The organism is Paenibacillus nanchangensis (genome assembly GCF_046543445.1).
In the GTDB taxonomy this organism is placed as follows: domain Bacteria; phylum Bacillota; class Bacilli; order Paenibacillales; family Paenibacillaceae; genus Paenibacillus_AQ; species Paenibacillus_AQ nanchangensis.
In genome coordinates this window covers 15,346-33,315 of record NZ_JBHOFD010000029.1, presented here as the reverse complement: position 1 = coordinate 33,315, position 17,970 = coordinate 15,346, and the positions used below count along the sequence as shown (strand labels likewise).

Annotated in this window: 15 protein-coding genes; 2 read left to right on the top strand and 13 right to left on the bottom strand. The window is 56.7% G+C overall.

What is annotated here, in order from left to right:
- Nucleotides 1–183: 183 nt before the first annotated feature.
- The 7 genes from glcT to ACE6ED_RS21315 form a co-directional block, all read right to left on the bottom strand.
- The gene (gene glcT / locus ACE6ED_RS21345; protein WP_410829440.1) at nt 184–1,050 is read right to left on the bottom strand and encodes a glucose PTS transporter transcription antiterminator GlcT; all 867 of its coding nucleotides are present in this window, start codon (nt 1,048–1,050) and stop codon (nt 184–186) included.
- Nucleotides 1,051–1,301: 251 nt separating this feature from the next.
- Entirely contained in the window at nt 1,302–2,906 is a 1,605-nt protein-coding gene (locus tag ACE6ED_RS21340; protein ID WP_410829439.1) for a flotillin family protein, read from the bottom strand.
- Nucleotides 2,907–3,443 (bottom strand): protease, encoded by a 537-nt coding sequence (locus tag ACE6ED_RS21335; protein WP_410829438.1) that lies wholly within the window; start codon nt 3,441–3,443, stop codon nt 2,907–2,909. It abuts the gene before it with no gap.
- A 212-nt stretch (nt 3,444–3,655) separates the two neighbouring features.
- Nucleotides 3,656–4,819 (bottom strand): iron-containing alcohol dehydrogenase, encoded by a 1,164-nt coding sequence (locus tag ACE6ED_RS21330; protein WP_410829437.1) that lies wholly within the window; start codon nt 4,817–4,819, stop codon nt 3,656–3,658.
- 106 nt (nt 4,820–4,925) lie between these two features.
- On the bottom strand, nt 4,926–6,515 hold the full coding sequence (locus ACE6ED_RS21325) for a UDP-glucose--hexose-1-phosphate uridylyltransferase (protein WP_410829436.1): 1,590 nt from the start codon (nt 6,513–6,515) through the stop codon (nt 4,926–4,928).
- A gap of 81 nt (nt 6,516–6,596) precedes the next feature.
- Nucleotides 6,597–7,583 carry a UDP-glucose 4-epimerase GalE gene (gene galE / locus ACE6ED_RS21320; RefSeq protein WP_410829435.1) on the bottom strand — a complete coding sequence of 329 codons (987 nt, stop codon included), beginning with the start codon at nt 7,581–7,583 and terminating at the stop codon, nt 6,597–6,599.
- 2 nt (nt 7,584–7,585) lie between these two features.
- Complete coding sequence (locus tag ACE6ED_RS21315) at nt 7,586–8,764, bottom strand: galactokinase (RefSeq protein ID WP_410829434.1); 1,179 nt, start codon at nt 8,762–8,764, stop codon at nt 7,586–7,588.
- A 187-nt stretch (nt 8,765–8,951) separates the two neighbouring features.
- Here ACE6ED_RS21315 and ACE6ED_RS21310 point away from each other — a divergent pair, with 187 nt between their 5' ends.
- Entirely contained in the window at nt 8,952–9,824 is an 873-nt protein-coding gene (locus tag ACE6ED_RS21310) for an AraC family transcriptional regulator (protein ID WP_410829433.1), read from the top strand.
- Nucleotides 9,825–10,242: 418 nt separating this feature from the next.
- Here the strand turns inward: ACE6ED_RS21310 and mgrA are convergent, their stop codons facing one another.
- The 4 genes from mgrA to ACE6ED_RS21290 all read right to left on the bottom strand — a co-directional run bounded on the left by mgrA (nt 10,243) and on the right by ACE6ED_RS21290 (nt 13,787).
- Entirely contained in the window at nt 10,243–11,247 is a 1,005-nt protein-coding gene (mgrA, locus tag ACE6ED_RS21305; RefSeq protein WP_410829432.1) for an L-glyceraldehyde 3-phosphate reductase, read from the bottom strand.
- A gap of 148 nt (nt 11,248–11,395) precedes the next feature.
- Nucleotides 11,396–12,136, bottom strand: coding sequence for an NAD-dependent protein deacylase (locus ACE6ED_RS21300; RefSeq protein ID WP_410829431.1), 741 nt, complete (start codon nt 12,134–12,136; stop codon nt 11,396–11,398).
- A 28-nt stretch (nt 12,137–12,164) separates the two neighbouring features.
- The gene (locus tag ACE6ED_RS21295) at nt 12,165–12,932 is read right to left on the bottom strand and encodes an HAD family hydrolase (protein WP_410829430.1); all 768 of its coding nucleotides are present in this window, start codon (nt 12,930–12,932) and stop codon (nt 12,165–12,167) included.
- Between the two features lie 105 nt (nt 12,933–13,037).
- The gene (locus ACE6ED_RS21290; RefSeq protein WP_410829429.1) at nt 13,038–13,787 is read right to left on the bottom strand and encodes an alpha/beta fold hydrolase; all 750 of its coding nucleotides are present in this window, start codon (nt 13,785–13,787) and stop codon (nt 13,038–13,040) included.
- Nucleotides 13,788–14,043: 256 nt separating this feature from the next.
- Here ACE6ED_RS21290 and ACE6ED_RS21285 point away from each other — a divergent pair, with 256 nt between their 5' ends.
- On the top strand, nt 14,044–15,084 hold the full coding sequence (locus tag ACE6ED_RS21285) for an acyltransferase family protein (protein WP_410829428.1): 1,041 nt from the start codon (nt 14,044–14,046) through the stop codon (nt 15,082–15,084).
- 476 nt (nt 15,085–15,560) lie between these two features.
- Here the strand turns inward: ACE6ED_RS21285 and ACE6ED_RS21280 are convergent, their stop codons facing one another.
- Nucleotides 15,561–16,502: an ArsR/SmtB family transcription factor gene (locus ACE6ED_RS21280; RefSeq protein ID WP_410829427.1), complete on the bottom strand. Its 942-nt coding sequence runs from the start codon at nt 16,500–16,502 to the stop codon at nt 15,561–15,563.
- Nucleotides 16,503–16,567: 65 nt separating this feature from the next.
- Nucleotides 16,568–17,962 carry a family 43 glycosylhydrolase gene (locus ACE6ED_RS21275; RefSeq protein ID WP_410829426.1) on the bottom strand — a complete coding sequence of 465 codons (1,395 nt, stop codon included), beginning with the start codon at nt 17,960–17,962 and terminating at the stop codon, nt 16,568–16,570.
- Nucleotides 17,963–17,970: the final 8 nt, after the last annotated feature.

Here is a 17,970-nt window from a genome sequence, read left to right as displayed (position 1 = left end):
AAATAACGTAGCCTATTGTAGCATCGTTTGCGGAGAGCTGCAAGCCCTTTTTTCACACAAAATCGGCTGATTTAGACCTGAATTGGAGGCAGACAAGGGGAACGGAGCTGGCACTGCGGCCAATTTGGGACTTTCGGTTGCTGTTATTCCTGTCTATTAGCAAGAATGCCGCTTGCTCAAGCTTTAACCCGCTCCAATCGCGTGATCGTCTTCCTTCCGCTGGGCCAGCCGCTGCAGATGGACGGTCAAATAACTGATCTCCGCCGGATACACCGGAATCCGCAGCCGGTTCTCCATCACCTTCGTCAGCTTCCAAGCAAGCGAATACATCTCGGGGTATTCCCGTTTCATCAAGCCGTCCAGCGAGGAGGTCTCCTGTACCGTCTCCCCTCTGCGCAGCCGTTCAAGCAGGAACCTAAGATGCGTAACAAGCCGCGAATAATCCAGCGATTGCCGGGGAATGCGGTAGTCCAGGCTGTCCTCGACAAGGTTGACCAGGTCGCCGATCAGCTCCGAATTCTGCTTCACCTCAGTGATATGCCGGTTGCTGAGCGCGCTGTGAATGTGGAGGGCAACAAATCCGACTTCGTCTGGAGGAAGCTTCGTTCCCATCGTCTGATTGATCCGGCTAATCGCATTCTCCGCCATCCGGAACTCTTCGGGATACATTTCCTTGGTTTCGAATAAAAATGGATTGAGGATAGATAAGTCCTGTTCATACCTCCGGATGGCAAAAGCGATATGATCGGTCAGCGCAATATGAATATGTTCGTTGACGGTCTGCCGGCTGTCCTGAATAATCTGCAGTACGATCTCCTGAACGACCTCAATCAGCTTCTCATCCACCTGCGGGACAAGCTGCTTATACTGCTCCTGTTCTTCCTGGCTGCGCAAAATAAACATTTTTTCGACGGACGATAACTGGATCCGGTCGTTTGATTTACGGTTAAAGCCAATTCCCTTGCCGATCACAACTACTTCGGCGTACTGGGGGTGCTTGGCGATGATGACATTATTGTTCAGCACCTTCGATACGGTTATGCTGCTCACCTTGTGGACACCTCTTCTATATCAACGAATCCCAAGGCAACACCAGTCACCTGCGGGGCGGTATTACGTAATTATACTTGCGCGTTCTGCTGCCAGCAACCCTGTGAACACTGTTTTTTGATGTGATTGCTGACGCAGCATGTTCCGCCTACCAGGATTCTTCGTAAAAAAACGCTCTATACCGCTGCCCGGGACGGCAGCAGTATGGAGCGAATAGCTATAGAGCAAATAAACCAATCATTCCTTGATTATCAGTCCTGCGGTGCTTTTGGCGACGGTGATGAAGGCGATGGCGATGGCTTCGGCTGGATCGGCTCCGCCGTAACCGCCGCTTCCGTTCTCGCCGCTGCAGCCGGGGACTCGGCTACGCGGGCTGGCAGACCAACTCCCCCGGTTGATTTATGGGTCAGGTTCTTGATCAACCCTTCCACATCAATACCGGATACGCTCTTCAGCATTTCGGGTGCGGTGGCCATCAGCTGGGTAACGTAATTGCTGACGCGCGCCGCGCCTTCTCCGTTGCCCGTATCGACCACGGTGAGCTTGTCGATCGACGCAAGCGGGGCCGCAACCTTGCCGGCCAGCTCCGGCAGCATTTTTACGATGATATCGAGCACGGCCGCTTCGCCGAACTTCTGGAACGCTTCGGCCAGCTTCTCCTTCGCTTCGGCTTCGGCGAGACCGCGCAGCCGGATAACCTCGGCGTCGGCGGTACCTTTGGCCCGCTCCGCGTCGGCCAGCGCCTGGCCTTCCAGCCGCTTCTGCTCCGCCGTCGCCCGGGCCTGCGTCTCGATGCTGTACTGCAGCGCGTCCGCTTCGCGCATTCTGCGCGCCTTATCGGCTTCGGCCGCCTGTTCCACGGCGTATCGGTCCGCTTCCGCTTTTTTCTTCACTTCCGCATCATACTGCTTCTCGCGGACCTGGATTTCCTTCTCCTGAATGTCGATCTCTTTCATCTTGCGGACGAGTTCGACCTTCATCTGCTCCTCGACCACCGTCTGCTTCGCCCGGGCCTCCTGAATGTGGTACGCCTGGTCGGCTTCCGCTTTCGCCGTATCCTGGTCCCGTTTGAACGCGGCAACTTTCAGCTGGTTGTCTCTCGACGCCTCGGCGATATTCGTATCGCGCAGCAGCTCGGCCTTCTGGCCCTGCTCTTCGGCATTCGCCTTCTGGATCCGCGCATCCCGGACCGCTTCGGCTTCCGCGATCTCCGCGTCCCGCTTCACGGCTGCGATCCGCGGTTTGCCCAGCGCATCCAGATAACCGTGTTTATCGCGTACGTCCTTGATCGTAAACGAGACGATCTGCAGTCCCATCTTCTTCAGATCACGGGCCGCAACGCCTTGGACCTCCTGCGCGAAGCGGTCCCGGTTGCGGTACACTTCCTCTACGGTCATCGTCCCCAGGATCGCCCGCAGATGGCCTTCCAGCACTTCCTGCGCTTCGCTCTTCAGCGACTCGATCGGCTTGCCCATGAACTGCTCGGCGGCCGTCGCAACATCCTCAATAGAGCTGCCGACCTTGATGATCGCCACCCCGTCGGCGATAACCGGCACCCCTTGCTCGGTATACACCTCCGGAGTCGTTACATCGAGTTTATGGGAGAGTAACGACATATACTCCGCTTTTTGAAAAATCGGCAGGATGAACGCGCCCCCGCCGCGCACAATCTTGATCTTCCGTCCGGATCCGTCATCCGATATGTGACTGCTGCCGAGGAACGACCCCGTCACAATCATCGCTTCGTCGGGGCCAACCGTCTTGTACCTTGCCCAGAACGCCAGGCCCAGCACAAGCAGGACCGCCACCACAATGGCCGGGATTAGCAAATAGTCATAATCCAGTATTCCCTGCATTTATGCCTCATCTCCTTTTCTGTCGTCCAGCTCGGAAACCATGGCCACGCCTTCCTTTACTTCCACAACCACCACACGGACGCCCGCCGGAATGGGATTCCGGTCAAAGCTGGCCGCCGTGTGCAGGCTGTTGCCGGCGCCGAAGGAGATCATTACTTCCCCGTAACCTGCCGCAGGGAGCGGAACGGTTACGACGGCGATCCGGCCGGGCAGCTCCCGCATCGAGAACCCGGTGGACATTTCACTCCGGTCCATCGGCTTCACGAAACCCAAGTAGACAAGCATTGCCATAAAAGCCGCCGTTAGCAGCGACAACACCGTCACCGCTCCGTTCCCTATTTCCGTATAGCGGGTCAGCAAAAGCCCCGCTCCCCCAAACACGGTTACCCCGCCCGCGATCACAGTCGGATTAAACATATGTACGGAACTGAAATCGAACATTCCGTCGATCGCGTTCCCGATCACATCGCCGAGCAGCAGGCTGACGAGGGCGAAAATGACCCCGAGCACCAGACACCCCATGTACAGCGTCTCCATGCGCATTCCTCCGTTTCCGATGCTGACGTATTCAATTATATTTACGGATAACTCCGGTTATGGTTCCAAAATAAGGGGATTTCACGTAAATTTGCTCATAAATCGTTACTTTCGCTGTTTTTCCATCCGCACCTAACAAAAAGACTGCTTCTCTCAGCCGTTGATCCGGCCAAAAAAAGCAGTCTGTTCTGCGGCAGGAGCCAAGCTCCGCCTTACAGCGACATTTTATAAATTTCGACCACATCTTCGCGGTCAAGCTTGCGGAAATTGCCGAACGGTCCAAAGCGGACGGTTTTGTCGGCCATCACGCCGATCTGGCTGTCGTCTATGCCGTAGTCGGCCAGACGGGCAGGCGCTCCAATTGAATCCCAGAACGCGCGCAGCGCTTCGATGCCTTTCAGGCCGGCTTCCTCGTCGCTCAGTCCGGCCGCATCCACGCCAAACGCGTTGACGGCCAGCTTGCGGAACCGGGCCGGATTCGTGCCGAGGTTGTATTTCATCCACTGCGGGAACAGAATCGCCAGACCGCCGCCGTGAGGAATGTCGTATACAGCGGAGACGGCGTGCTCAATATTGTGCGTCGCCCAGTCGCCGGCGAAGCCCATGCTGACCATACCGTTCAACGCAAGTGTTCCGCAGTACATGATCGTTTCCCGGAGCTCGTAGTTCTCCAGGTCGTCGACCAGCTTCGGCGCGGTTTCCATCACGGTGCGCAACAGCGTTTCGCAAAAACCGTCCTGAACGGGCGTGTTGGTATCCTGGTGGAAATAATGCTCCAGCACGTGCGACATCATGTCCACAATGCCGTACACCGTTTGCTCGCGCGGCAGCGAGAAGGTGTGCACCGGATCAAGAATGGAAAATGCGGGAAACGCGTAGACGCTACCCCAGCCCATTTTCTCCATCGTTTTGCCGTTTGTAATTACGGAACCGCTGTTCATCTCGGAGCCGGTGGCGGCCATCGTCAGCACGGTGCCAAGCGGAATCGCGCCGGTCGGCTGTGCTTTGCGTTCCACGATATCCCACATGTCCCCGTCGTATTTGGCTCCAACCGCAATCGCTTTGGCGCAGTCAAGCACGCTGCCTCCGCCGACGGCCAGCACCAGTTCGATGCCGTGCTCACGGCACAGCTCCACCCCTTTGTGGACTGTGGACAGCCTTGGGTTCGGATCAACTCCGCCGAGTTCGGTCACCTCCGCCCCAATCGAGGACAGCAGCGATGTAACTTTATCGTACAGCCCGCTGCGCTTGATGCTTCCGCCGCCGTAGAGCAGCAGCACTTTTGTGCCGTATTTTGGAATTTCCGTCTTCAGCGCTTCCAGCGTATCTCTGCCAAAAATCAGTTTGGTCGGATTGTAAAACTCAAATGTACGCATCTATTCGGAATACCTCCCAAGTGTCATGGATATGTGCGGCTATCTTATTATAGTCCTCATGGACGCCGTCTTCAAACGGCACTGGGACAGCCGGCAAATCCCGCCTTTATCTGGCTCCGAAGGCCGCAACAAACCGGCGGAAAGCCTCCTGGCCTTCTGCCGTACGCTTATAAACGCCGGCGTGCTCCAGAATGACGGCAAATTTCAGCCCGACTTCATTCCGGACGGTCTGCACCGCAGACTCGTAGGACAGGTTCGTTCCGAAACGTGTGCACAGGTCCTGAATCCATGCAGCGTGCTGCGCCAGCGGATGAGCCGGGTCGTTTACCGACGCATCCAGATTCGTTTGATCGCCGGACAGAATCGCCGCGATTTGCTCCAGCTCCTCTTTCAGCCGGCCCGGAAGAATCGCCAGCCCCATCACTTCGATCAGGCCGATATTTTCTTTTTTGATATGGTGCATTTCGCGGTGCGGGTGGAAAATACCCTCCGGATATTCCTCGCTGGTCCGGTTGTTCCGGAGCACAAGGTCCATCTCATATCCGCCGTCCGCCGAGCGCCGGACAATCGGCGTTACCGTATTATGCGGCTGCCGCTCGCCGTTTTCTTCCGTGAAGGCCAAAATATCCGCACTCTCGTCGCTGTACGCCTTCCAGGCTTCATACAGCGCGTTGCTGCATTCCAGCAGTTCATCCGGTGATCCCGAGGTCAGGCGCAGCACCGACATCGGCCATTTGACGATCCCCAGCCGGACATTCGGATAGTCCGGATGGGCGAACGACGTCTCGATGGGCGCTTTTTGAATTGGAAACGTATGCCGTCCGCCCTGGAAGTGGTCATGCGTCAGGATGGAACCGCCAACGATCGGAAGATCCGCATTGGAGCCCAGGAAGTAATGGGGGAAACGCTCCACAAATCCAAGCAGCCGCTTCAGCGTGTCCTTCGTCAGCTTCATCGGCACATGGTCGTGATGGAAGACGATACAATGTTCGTTGTAATACACGTAAGGCGAATACTGGAACAGCCATTTCTCCCCGTTCAGCGTAAGCGGAACGGTCCGGAGATTCTGGCGGGGCGGATGGTTCAGCCGTCCGGCGTAACCCACGTTCTCACGGCAGAGCTGGCACTTCGGGTACACCGGAGGCGGGAGCAGCCGGGCCATGGCGATTTCTTTCGGATTTTTCTCCGGCTTGGAAAGATTGATCGTCATCTCAATGTCCCCGTACGAGGTCGGCTGCAGCCAGTAGACGTTTTTGGAGACACGGTCCATCCGGATATAATTCGAGTCAATGCTCAGCCGGTAAAACCGGTCCGTGGCGGCCGCGATTCCCTGCTCCGCTTCCAGCGCGGCGAACTCGGCGTTGATCTCCGAGGGGCGGGCCATCAGGTGACCCATAATTTTGGCGTTCAGCAGGTCGCGGTACGTATCCGTGTTCTCCGGAATCAGCCCGGTTTCAGATCCGTAATCGATCAAAGCATCCAGCGGCTCTTGGGGACTATCCGGTGTTTCCGCCGCAGGCTCTCCCGGTTCTCCCGCGTAAGGCTCGGTGAACCCGAATTGGTCCAGCAGCAGGTTGCGGCAGTAATCTTCGTCCGCCGGTTCGATTAACCGGCTGCGCAAAGCGAACGACACCAGCCGCTCTATGGCCAATAAAGCGCCGGTTCCGTCCGGCTGCGCTTGCTTCCCGTTCATCATGTCCATTCTCCTTCATCTGTGAAGGAGGCCCGGCCGACGAATGGCCGGGCCTCCCCGTATAATCGTACTATATTGACCGGATTATGCGCCGTAACCGTCAGGGTGGTTTACGTGCCAGTTCCAGGCGCTTTGAATGATGTCCTTCAAGTCAGCCCGGGACGGATTCCAGCCCAGTATGCTGCGGGCTCTGTCCGACGAAGCGACCAACACCGCCGGATCGCCGGCCCGGCGCTCCTGGATCGTTACCGGAATCTCACGGCCGGTCACTTCCTTGGCGGTTTCGATCACCTGCTTCACGGAGAAGCCTGTTCCGTTACCCAGATTAAAGACGCCGCTTGCGCTTCCGCTGCGCAGATAATGAACCGCGCGGACATGGGCGTCAGCCAGATCGCTGACATGGATGTAGTCGCGGATGCACGTGCCGTCTTCGGTCGGATAATCGTCGCCGAATACCGCAATCGACTCCCGCTGCTTCAAAGCGGTCTGCAGCACCAGCGGAATGAGATGGCTTTCCGGACGGTGGTCTTCGCCGATTTTGCCGCTGTCGTGGGCACCGGCGGCGTTGAAGTAGCGGAGCGCGACATAACGCATGCCAAGCACCTTGTCGAACCAGGCCATCATACGTTCCATCGTCAGCTTCGTTTCGCCGTACACATTGGCTGGCTCGGTCCGGTCGCCTTCCTCGATCGGCACTTTTTCAGGTTCTCCGTAAGTGGCCGCAGTCGAGGAGAAGACGATTTTGTCCACACCCGCTTTTTGCATCGCTTCCAGCAGGCAGAGGGTACCATAGACATTGTTGTCAAAATATTTCACAGGATCCTTCATGCTTTCGCCTACCAGGGAGCTGGCGGCAAAATGAATTACCGCGTCGATCTCATTCTCCGCAAACAGCCTGTCCAGCAGTCCCTTGTCGCGCAGGTCCCCTTCATAAAGCTTGCCGCCCAGCAGCGACTCGCGGTGCCCCGTAAGCAGATTGTCGATCACAACGACCTCTTCCCCGCGTTCAAGCAGCTCAGCTACCGTATGCGAGCCGATATAGCCCGCTCCGCCCGTTACCAAAATAGCCATGTTTACTCCACTCCTTCCCGTTCTTCAACGCCATTGCCGATAGTGCATACATAGAAGTCACCGGTCAGACCGGTCCGCCGGGTATACGCTTCGCCGACTTCTTTGATAAAACGTTCAACATCGTCTTCATGAACCAGCGACACTGTGCATCCGCCAAAACCTGCGCCGGTCATCCGGGACCCCAGAGTGCCCGGAATGCGCTGCGCCTCCTCCACCATCACGTCCAGTTCCGTACAGCTGACTTCATACAAGTCGCGCAGCGACACGTGCGAAGCGTTCATGTATTCGCCAAACCGCTTCAGGTCGCCTTGCTTCAGCACTTCCACCGAATCGAGCACCCGCTGATTTTCCTCCACCACATGCCGTGCGCGCCGGCGGACCGTCTCATCTTCGATCTTGTTCTGCAGATCGTCCAGCTGTTCCGGCTTCAGCTCCGCCAAATAGGACAGCGAAGGCAGCTCGCGTTTCAAAATAGCCAGCGCTTCGTCGCACTGCTGCCGCCGCTCGTTGTAGGCCGAATCCACCAGGCCGCGGCGTTTGTTCGTGTTGCCGATCACCAGCTTGTAGCTGCCGCCTACAAACGGGACCAGCTCATATTCCAGCGTATTGCACATCAGCAAAATCGCATGGTCTTTGCGTCCGTTCGCTACGGCAAACTGATCCATTATGCCCGAGTTGACGCCGACGTAGTGATTCTCCACCCGCTGGGACAAAAGGGCGATTTCCACCGTGTCGGTGTCTCCTCCTTCCAGCGTCAAAAATGCGTACGCCGTCACCACCTCGATGGAAGCGGAGGAGGATAAGCCCGCCCCGTTCGGGATGTCGCCATGGAACAGCAGCTCGTAGCCTTGCGTCAGGGGACGCCCCTTCTCGCGGAGCTCAGCCATGACCCCGATCGGGTAGTCCACCCATTCGCCCGTCTTGGCCTTGCCCAGATCCGCCAGGGCAACCGTTGTCTCGTAAGGCAGATTGGTCGAAGCAAACACGATTTTGTCGTCTTCTCTTGGTCTTACAATGAGCGTTGTGCCGAAATCGAGAGCAGCCGGCAGCACATAACCTCCGTTATAATCCAGGTGCTCGCCAATCAGATTGACGCGGCCCGGCGCATAGAACACGCGTGCCTTCCGCCCGCTCGTCCCGTACTTGCCGGAGAAGGTCCGGTAAACTTCCTGTATGCTCATAAATGCCACTCCATCCTTTCGCCTCCCCGCTGCCGGGGGTAGGGAACAGTTCCTTTACGCTTACATTATAATCAAATCAGACTTCGCCCGATAATGCAATCATGTGCGCAATGTATGGATAAATGTGACTTCGAACCCTATAATAATAGGGAGGGAGCCTCATGTGCGCCTTGGAAAGGAGTCCCGCATGGAACCGACCTATTCCGTTTCATCCAATCCCGTCTACTACGGGCAGCAGGAGCTGCACGTCCTGTTTGCCGGCGAAAGCCAGACCCGGCCGCTGCATCAGGCCGGTCCCAAAATCTACGATTATTATCTGCTGCACTGCGTCGAATCGGGCGCAGGCACCTTCCGGACGGAATACCAGACCTATGAGCTTGGGGAAGGCGACTGTTTTTTGATCCACCCCGGCCAGCTGGTCAGCTACCGTTCGGACGGCGAACGCCCTTGGCGCTACCGCTGGGCGGCGTTCACCGGCAGCCGGGCGGACGCTGTTGTTGCAGCCTCCGGGCTGCTGCCGGAACGGGCCGTGCTGTCCGCCGGGGAGGGAACCGGCATCCCCGGGGCGCTGGCCCGGATGAAAGAGGCGTTCGCTACAGGCAGCGATAGCGCCCATTTTACCTCCCTCGGCTGTTTGTATCTGATTCTGGGCGAAGCCGCCGACCGGCTGGGTGAACCGGAGCGGCCGAGCGGAGCCGATTCCCAGGTGAAGCGCACCGTTAAGCAGATGATCCATTACATGTCTTCCCAGCTGGCCCATCCGGTCTCCATTGAGCAAATGTGCGGAAGCCTCGGCTACAACCGCGCTTATCTCTCGCGGATTTTCAAGCAGGAGACCGGCGTGGCGCCGGTGACCTACCTGCTCAAGCTGCGGATCGACCGGTCAAGAAGGCTGCTGCGCGAACGGCCGGAGTTATCCGTCGAGCAGGTTGCCGCTTCGGTTGGACTCACGGACGCGTTATATTTTTCGCGCCAGTTCAAGCGTTTCTGCGGCCAGTCGCCCACGGCATACCGGCAGGCGACCGCCCGCTCGCAGCGGAACGCGCCGCAGCAGCCATGAGGCCGCGGTAACCGTTTGGCTGCATGCGGCAAGAGACTGCGCTAAACGGGCAGCAGGCCCAGGGCCTCCGGCAGTGACGTTGATGTCCGACCGGCATGTGATCCGGCTGACGAACGCTTCGGCTGCACATAGCGGCGAGGCATGCCGTAAGCGCTCCCTATCTGCTTGACTGCATGCGGAGATCCTGTACCTAGCGCATTAAACCCGCAGCAGGCCCTCCGTATGCCGTATGCGCTCCCTATCTGCTTGACTGCATGCGGCTGATTCTGTGCCTAGCGCATTAACTCGCAGCAGGCCCTCCGTCATGCCGTATGCGCTTCTTATCAGCGCTTCCTGATAACAACCAGGGCTGCCCAACCGCTTCAATGCCGGCAGTGGACAGCCCTGACTGTGCTTATATGATTGGGTAAGGTGTGATCTAATTTCCGGCGGGCGGCTGCAAAATCGTATCGATCCGTTCCAGCTCTTCCTGCGTAAAGTCGAGATTGGACAACGCAGCCACGTTCTCCTCAATCTGGCTGAACCGGCTGGCGCCGATCAGCGCGGACGTAACCCGTCCGCCGCGCAGCACCCAGGCCAACGCGAACTGGGCGAGACTCTGGCCGCGTGCAGCCGCCATCTGGTTGAGCGCCCGGATCTGCCGCAGCACCTCAGGTGTAATCCGGCTTTCGTTCAGCGCCGTGGAAGGTTTCGCCGCCCGTGAATCTTCCGGAACGCCGTTCAGATAGCGGCCCGTCAGCAGCCCCTGCGCCAGCGGAGTAAACGCGATGCTGCCGGCCCCGTATTCCGCAAGCACATCCTGCAGCCCCTGCTCGATCCAGCGGTCCAGCATCGAATAGCGGGGCTGATGGATCAGCAGCGGCGTTCCCAGCGATTTCAAAATGGCTGCCGCCTCCCGCGTCTGTTCCGCCGTGTAATTGGAAAGCCCGATGTAAAGCGCTTTGCCTGAGCGCACGGCATGATCCAGCGCCATCATCGTTTCTTCCAGCGGGGTATCCGGATCAGGCCGGTGCGAATAAAAAATATCGACATAATCGACCTTCAGCCGCTTTAAGCTTTGGTCCAGACTGGACAGCAGGTATTTTCTTGAACCCCAGTCGCCGTATGGACCCGGCCACATATAATAGCCGGCTTTGGTCGAGATCACCAGCTCGTCCCGGTAGGGGCGGAGGTCCCGCTCCAGCACGCGGCCAAACAGTTCTTCCGCAGAGCCGGCGGGCGGGCCGTAGTTGTTGGCGAGGTCAAAATGAGTAATGCCAAGGTCAAACGAGCGGGTAATCATGTCCCGGCCGTTTTCGTAAGTATCGATTCCGCCGAAGTTATGCCACAGTCCCAGAGAAATCGCCGGTAGCTTCAGACCTGAACGCCCGCAGCGGTTATACTTCATTGCTTCGTATCGCGCATCGCTTGCCACATACACCATGCTTGATCCCAGCCTCTCGGTTCTAGTGTGCGTATCTACCAGGGGCGGTAAAGTTATAATCATTCATTCCGTCCCCGCTATATACGCCGTAATCTCTTCCATAGAATACGCCCTCATTCCGTTCATACCAACCGGCCGGCTGCCGTTGTTAATCCAGCAGCGCCCCCACCTGGTCCATACATTCGCCAATCCGGCCTTTGATGATCAAATCGGCTTGATCGTCGTACGGCGTTGCATCTCCGTTCATCAGCACGGTCCGCTTGCCCCGGAAATACGTCACCAGATGCGCGGCCGGCTGTACGGTGAGCGAGGTGCCGCCGATCAGCAGCAGGTCTGCCGATGCGATATGCTGCACCGCATCCAGCATCACCCGCTGGTCCAGCTCCTCTTCATACAGCACCACCTCAGGCTTGATGATGCCGCCGCAGGACGTGCAGCGCGGCACTGTCTCCTCGCTCCCGATTACCGCCTCAAGCTCATAATGCCGGCCGCAGTCCATACAGCGGTTCCGGTGTACAGAGCCGTGCAGCTCCAGCACGCGCCTGCTCCCAGCACGCTGATGCAGACCGTCGATATTTTGTGTGATGACGGCCTTCAGCTTGCCTTCGGCCTCAAGCCGGGCAAGCAGGCGGTGGCAGCCGTTTGGCTCCGCTGCGGGATGCAGCATTTTGCTCCGGTAGAAATCGAAGAACACCTCAGGCGAACGGAGAAAAAAGCTCCGGCTGAGCATAACCTCCGGCGGATAAGGAAACGCATGCTCCGCGCTGTACAGCCCGGCCGCCGAACGAAAATCGGGAATGCCGCTTTCCGTCGAAGTGCCTGCTCCTCCAAAAAATACAACCGACTCGCTGTCCTTGATCCAGGAAGCCAGTGTCTGCAATGAATCCATAATGCCGCTCATCCTTTCTTACTCCGGATTAAGGAATTAGAATCAGATCGTTATAGTCGGGAACAACGATATCCGCATCGGCCAGATGTCCCGTATCCCCCGCGGCGGCCGACAATCCTACAGCCAGGCGCACGCCCGCGCCCTTGCCCATCTGCATATCGCCGTTGCTGTCGCCGATGACTACCGTCTCCTCCGGCCGAAGGCCAAGCAGGCGGCAGGCCGTCTCCGCCATCTCCGGGGCCGGTTTACCCTTGGTTACCATATCGCGCGTAACAACGGCGTGAAAACGGTCCGTAATCCCCAGCCATTCCAAATGCTCCGCTGTGGTCTCCGCGATGTCGGAGGTGACCACGGCCAGCTTCAGCCCCGCGTCCCGGCACCTGTCCAGAAAAGGCAGCAGCCCGGCAATCGGCCGCGCCTCACGTCTTCGGCGCACCTCATTCATCGCTTCTTTGCCCAGATGCATAACGTGGGCGACGGCTTCATTCCACGGCATTCCCGCCGCATACAGCTGCCAGGCGAGAATGCCGTGGGTTTCTTCCACCGTTGCCATCGGCAGCGGCCCGTTTGGGTCATATCCGGTGACCGCGCCGGATGCGTCATGCCTGGTGCCAAGCAGCTTGGGGGAAATCCCGCCAAGTCCCGCGCCGATCAGCTGCAACTGATCCTCCATGCCCCGGAGTACGATCTCCGCCCAGACCCCCCACATGGACATGAGATCCATGAGTGTCCCGTCCTTGTCGAACAGAATTCCGCTGCAGGGAACGGTTATCTGTCCGGCCCGCAGTACAGCCATCCCGGCCACCTCCGATCCATATAAACGTTATGTATCCTTTATCCGTCCTTGATATTCAGCTCCGGCGGTTGAGTGTCTGCTCCATCTTGCCTGTTCCGTCTCGCCCTACTGCAAATTCCCCATCCAGTCCAGCAGCGTCCGGACGGTAATGTCCCGCTGGCGCGTTTCGGGAATCCGGGCTTCCCCGTCCCCTTTTTGCGGGCCATAGCTGCCGAATTGGGCGTGATTTCCTCCCTCAATCGTGTAATACACCGTATTATCCGGCAAATAATTCCGCCCTTCCCGGTAAGCTTCTCTATCGATAACGGAATCCTCCGTTCCGAGCACCGACAATACCGACAGTGTCGTCTTTCTCAGACTGCCTTTGGCATCCGGATAAGAAGCGAGAAAAAAAACACCCTTCAAGCGGTCCGCATGCTCCGAAGCATAACGGGAAGCCATCACACCGCCCAGCGAATGCCCGCCGATCACAAACGACTGGTTTGGATGCACGCGCAAAATGTCTTCCGCAGCGGACGGGTCAATCACCGCCAGATTCAGCGGCATTCGCGCAATGTAGACCGGGTATCCCGCGTCAGCCAGCTGTCTGGCGAGCGGCGCATAAGCTTCGCTCTCCACCAGCGCGCCGGGATACAAAATCATTCCCGGTCCGGCAGCCGCGGCGGGTTCAAACGAAATCCAGTTATCGTTTGTCTCTACGGATATGCCGCCGGAAGAGACCAGGGCGGACTCAGCAGCCCCTTCCGGCGGGTAAGGCTTTAAATAATTCCAGAGGAACAGCGCCCCTCCTGTCAATAGTGCTGCAAGGACGACAGCCGCTATTCGTTTTACCCGCTTGTTTCTCAACTCTGTCACTCCCACCATGCGGTTTCCGGGTTCTTTTGTTCCAGCGGAAACCGCCCGGCAAAATCCGGCAGAACCACTAACAAAATTATAGAGGAATCATGGTTTGAAGTCTAATCAAAACGATGACAGGTTCTTCCGGCCTCTCTTCATTACATTGCCACAATTCCGGGCTTTGGGAACGCGCAAAAGTGACTTTTTTCACAATATATCTGCCGCAAACTTAGTATTTTAAAATTAAAATAAACGACGATGCCGGAGGAGAACCATGCCGATCGACAACCCGATTGAGAAACGTGGAGAGACGTTTTTTTTGAACCTTCGCTTCCTCTTGATTTTGACCGTCTTTGTCAGCAATGCTATGGAACCCTTAATTCGCGAAATGGCCGTCCTTCAACATTTGTATGTCTGGATTTTCAGCTTCCATATGCCTTTGTTCGTGCTGGTCACCGGTTATTTCGCCCGTTCCAATCTTGCGGGGGCGGCCGGACGGAAAGTGCTGATGCAGATCGGACTGCAGTATGTTATTTTTCAGAGCTTGTATTCGGCCCTCGATTCGCTGCTTTTTCATGTAGAAGACATCCACCGCTCTTTTTTTGCCCCTTATTTACTGCTTTGGTTTCTGGCCAGCCATCTCTTTTGGCGGCTTCTGATGCTTGCCATGCGGCATTGGTCCCCGGCCCGGCAGATCGCTGTGTCCGTTCTGGCCGGTGTCCTGGTCGGCTATCTGCAGCTTGACGGCGTCTGGTTCAGCATCAGCCGAACCTTTGTTTATCTTCCCTACTTCGTTATCGGTTATCATTTATCGTTTGGCACACTGGCCCGCTTTTATTCCCTTCGCATCAAACGGGCGGCGCTCGCTGTCTCGGCTGCATTGTTTGCGGCGCTGGCCGCCTTTGGGGGCGCCATCCCGTTCGGCTGGCTGCTGGGCAGCATGACCTACGCCGAACTTGGAGCCGGGCAGTGGTACGCCGGTTTGTACCGTCTTGGGATGTATGCCCTCCAGATCGCGGCATCGGCCGCTTTTCTGGGCTGGGTCCCGTTTGCGGAAACCCGGCTGACCGATTGGGGACGGCGCACGCTGTACGTGTTCCTGCTGCACGGATTAATCGTCCGGTTTGCGGTATTCTCCGGCGTGTATGAACAGATTACTGGACCGGCCGGGGCCGGGCTGGTTATCCTGTGCGCGGTTCTGCTGACGATAGCGCTGGCCCAGCCTGCCGTCAAGCGTTGGCTTCATCCGATTGTGGAGCCGTCCGTGTCCTGGATGATTACGCTGCAGCGTGCAGCCCTCCGCCGTACACTCTGACGAATGAGTCCGAATAAAAGAAGGAGCTGCCCCAGAAGTGATTTACGTAAAAAAGACAGCTTCCAAGTTACACGAGTAGCCAATAAAGAAAGCCGCACCGTAGAGGGGAAAGTGGAGCTTCCTCGTACAGTCCGGCTACTTTATTGGCGTTACCATCGGATTGTAACATTTAAAGAGTGATGATTCAGCAGAGCGGTCTCAAGCGCATAAAAGACAATCACTCCGATCGCTGCAACACGGAGCTGATTTGTACAAAAAATCGTACCAAACCCTGCGATTGAGTCTCGCGTTTAGGCCGCTGCTGACCCACCGTGTCAATTATTCACACTAGGCTGGTCTAGATCTCACCTTACGGCCTGTTTAGATACGTAAGTGCAGACTCCCCATGAAATGAGCCAAGGTATTACGGAGCAAGGGCTGTCCCCCGTCACACTGCAACTTTATGGGACAGCCCTGTTTGCGCTCCGTCCTGTGCTTCAATTTTCGTCCTGCTCCAGCGTGTACTTCACCCGCATAATTATATGCTGGTCATAATCACCAAAGTGGCGGCCAAACAGGTTAAGCCCGCCCTGATGAACCGCATCAGGCTTAATGCCGATCCGCATCCGCAATTTGGGGCTTAGCTCCAGCTGCAGATCCTTCAGGGTGACACCCGACACCTTTTCCATATCAAGCGTTGTCTTTTCATGATCCACACGCCACGTCTTCAGGAACCCGTATTGCGTTGAGCCGTCCCACCACCAGTTTGGATTCAGCTTGCCGCGCCGGTCACCAAAATCCCCTGGGCTGGTCCACATGCCGATTTCTGTATTATTGACCCAGACGGAAATATTCGACGGCCAGTCCTGATCATAATTTGGCGCTTCGGAACAGATCTCCATTGACAGCTCCAGTGATTCAATCTTCGCCCCGGCAGGCAGATCCAAAGGCAGCAGATATTCGAGATATCCCTTGCGCAGCCAGATCAGCTGGGCATTGATATGCTTCGGGTGATAAAAGCTCGCCGGCTCATCTTCCTTAATAATCAGCCCTTCGCTGTTGGCCATTCCGCAGGTTGGGGATACTTCGCAATCGCTATAATGCCCTATCGGTATCTCAACTTCATAGACATGCGCTTCTCCGGTGGGCACAGTTTTTCTCAGATTGAGTTCAATATGGATATCATCATAATTCCTGCTGCAGACTTTCATCGCCCCGCGGGAGGCGGGGAGCAGCTCGGTATGGATCAGCTCTGCCGCTTCCAGCACTTTGACATTGCTGGCTACAGTCGAAACCGGAAGCTTCAGCTTCTCGGCGATCTCAATAATATTCAGGTTCCTGGAGTTTAAGAGCCGTAGAATATCCACCCTGGAACGGGTAGATAAGGCATGGGTCACTGTGACCAGTTTGTCCGGGTCGTTAAAGCTTAGTTCCAGCACGGGTTCAGTTCTCCTTATTCCTGTTATATTACACTAATACTACTTCGTAATGAATGGAAAAACAATTACATCCCAGGCTTGATATCGATGAAATCAATCTCCCCAAAGCCGTCGCCTTTGACAAACCGGATCGTGTTTGCTCCCGCCTTCAATTGAATCCGGGCAGTGGACAGCCCCCAATTCTCCCAGCCCTTATGGGTAATATAAAAAGGCTTGGCTGCTCCGGAATTGATGCTGAGCTGAAAATTGCTCCATTCCCCGCCGGCCGTTCCGTTCGCCGTCCGGGCAAGCAGAACATATTCTCCTTCCTCCGGAGCCTGGACCGTAAATTCGGCATAGCTGTCCGGAGTATCGATATGCCCCGCCTTGCGTCCTCCCGAACCGTTTGGGCTGGATAAGGCGGCAGCTTCGCCGCCGAACACAGCATGTTCGCCTTCATACCGGAAACGGGGAGCTTCACCCGAAGGAAGCGGGATCGGCAGGTCAGGACTGACCGGCACACCGAGTTTCGGAGTTCTGTCACTGTTCCAGGTGAACGGCTGTGCCCGCACCTCGCGGTTCCACCCGGCCCCTTGGTATTTGGCGGTATGGTAGATCATCCAGTCCTCTGTCCCGTCAGGCGACTGGGTAAATGAATGGTGTCCCGGTCCAAACATTCCATTCCCCGAACTGAATATAGGCTGGCTGCGTTTCGTCCATGAAGCGGGATCCATCAGATTGCTCCCCGTCTCCGCTGTAATCAGACCTAAACAATAATCGTCGGTCCAGCTGCCGCTCGCGGAATAAACCAGGTTGATGAGGCCGTCCCGGATCATGACCTGCGGGCCTTCATTCACATGCGGGGAATGATTGGTTTCCCAGCTGTGAACCGGTCTCGCAATTTCCACACGTCCGGAGTCGATACTCCATGGATTGCTCATATGGGCGATGTATAGATTTTGCCGGACATTCATGTCGCCTTCCCAGCCTGACCAGATAAAATACAGCTCGCCATTCACCTGCAGCACAGTGCCGTCTATCGCCCATTTGTCCGTAGGATCGGTAATCTGTCCTTTGAACTGCCAGGTTCCCTCCGTCGGGTCCGCTGCGGTATTCTCCATCACATACATCCGGTGGTTCACATTGTCCCCGTCATCCATTGCGTAATAGAGATACCAAGCTTCGTTAATATAATGCAGTTCGGGTGCCCATATCCCGCTGCCGCCTGTTTGAATGACTTTCGGCCGGGCCGCATCAATCGTTGTCAGCTGGGGCGACTTCCAGATGGTCACGTTAACTCCGGTTGTTTTGATAAAATAGTAGAAGCCGTCTGTATGCTTATAAACCCACGGGTCGGCTCCATCCTGCGTGATGATGTTGTAAAAATTATTATGGCTGGAACCAGCATAGGTCTCATTACATGCCGGGAACACCGCGAGTGCACACAAAGCGATCAGCCAGCTTCGCCGGAAATTCCTCATACCTCTCA

What these genes read in the sequence shown, in the direction of transcription:
- ACE6ED_RS21340 (WP_410829439.1), bottom strand. Translation starts at nt 2,906, where the DNA reads ATGCAGGGAATACTGGATTATGACTATTTGCTAATCCCGGCCATTGTG.
- ACE6ED_RS21335 (WP_410829438.1), bottom strand. Translation starts at nt 3,443, where the DNA reads ATGGAGACGCTGTACATGGGGTGTCTGGTGCTCGGGGTCATTTTCGCC.
- ACE6ED_RS21330 (WP_410829437.1), bottom strand. Translation starts at nt 4,819, where the DNA reads ATGCGTACATTTGAGTTTTACAATCCGACCAAACTGATTTTTGGCAGA.
- ACE6ED_RS21325 (WP_410829436.1), bottom strand. Translation starts at nt 6,515, where the DNA reads ATGATGAACGGGAAGCAAGCGCAGCCGGACGGAACCGGCGCTTTATTG.
- galE (WP_410829435.1), bottom strand. Translation starts at nt 7,583, where the DNA reads ATGGCTATTTTGGTAACGGGCGGAGCGGGCTATATCGGCTCGCATACG.
- ACE6ED_RS21315 (WP_410829434.1), bottom strand. Translation starts at nt 8,764, where the DNA reads ATGAGCATACAGGAAGTTTACCGGACCTTCTCCGGCAAGTACGGGACG.
- ACE6ED_RS21310 (WP_410829433.1), top strand. Translation starts at nt 8,952, where the DNA reads ATGGAACCGACCTATTCCGTTTCATCCAATCCCGTCTACTACGGGCAG.
- mgrA (WP_410829432.1), bottom strand. Translation starts at nt 11,247, where the DNA reads ATGGTGTATGTGGCAAGCGATGCGCGATACGAAGCAATGAAGTATAAC.
- ACE6ED_RS21300 (WP_410829431.1), bottom strand. Translation starts at nt 12,136, where the DNA reads ATGGATTCATTGCAGACACTGGCTTCCTGGATCAAGGACAGCGAGTCG.
- ACE6ED_RS21295 (WP_410829430.1), bottom strand. Translation starts at nt 12,932, where the DNA reads ATGGCTGTACTGCGGGCCGGACAGATAACCGTTCCCTGCAGCGGAATT.
- ACE6ED_RS21285 (WP_410829428.1), top strand. Translation starts at nt 14,044, where the DNA reads ATGCCGATCGACAACCCGATTGAGAAACGTGGAGAGACGTTTTTTTTG.
- ACE6ED_RS21275 (WP_410829426.1), bottom strand. Translation starts at nt 17,962, where the DNA reads ATGAGGAATTTCCGGCGAAGCTGGCTGATCGCTTTGTGTGCACTCGCG.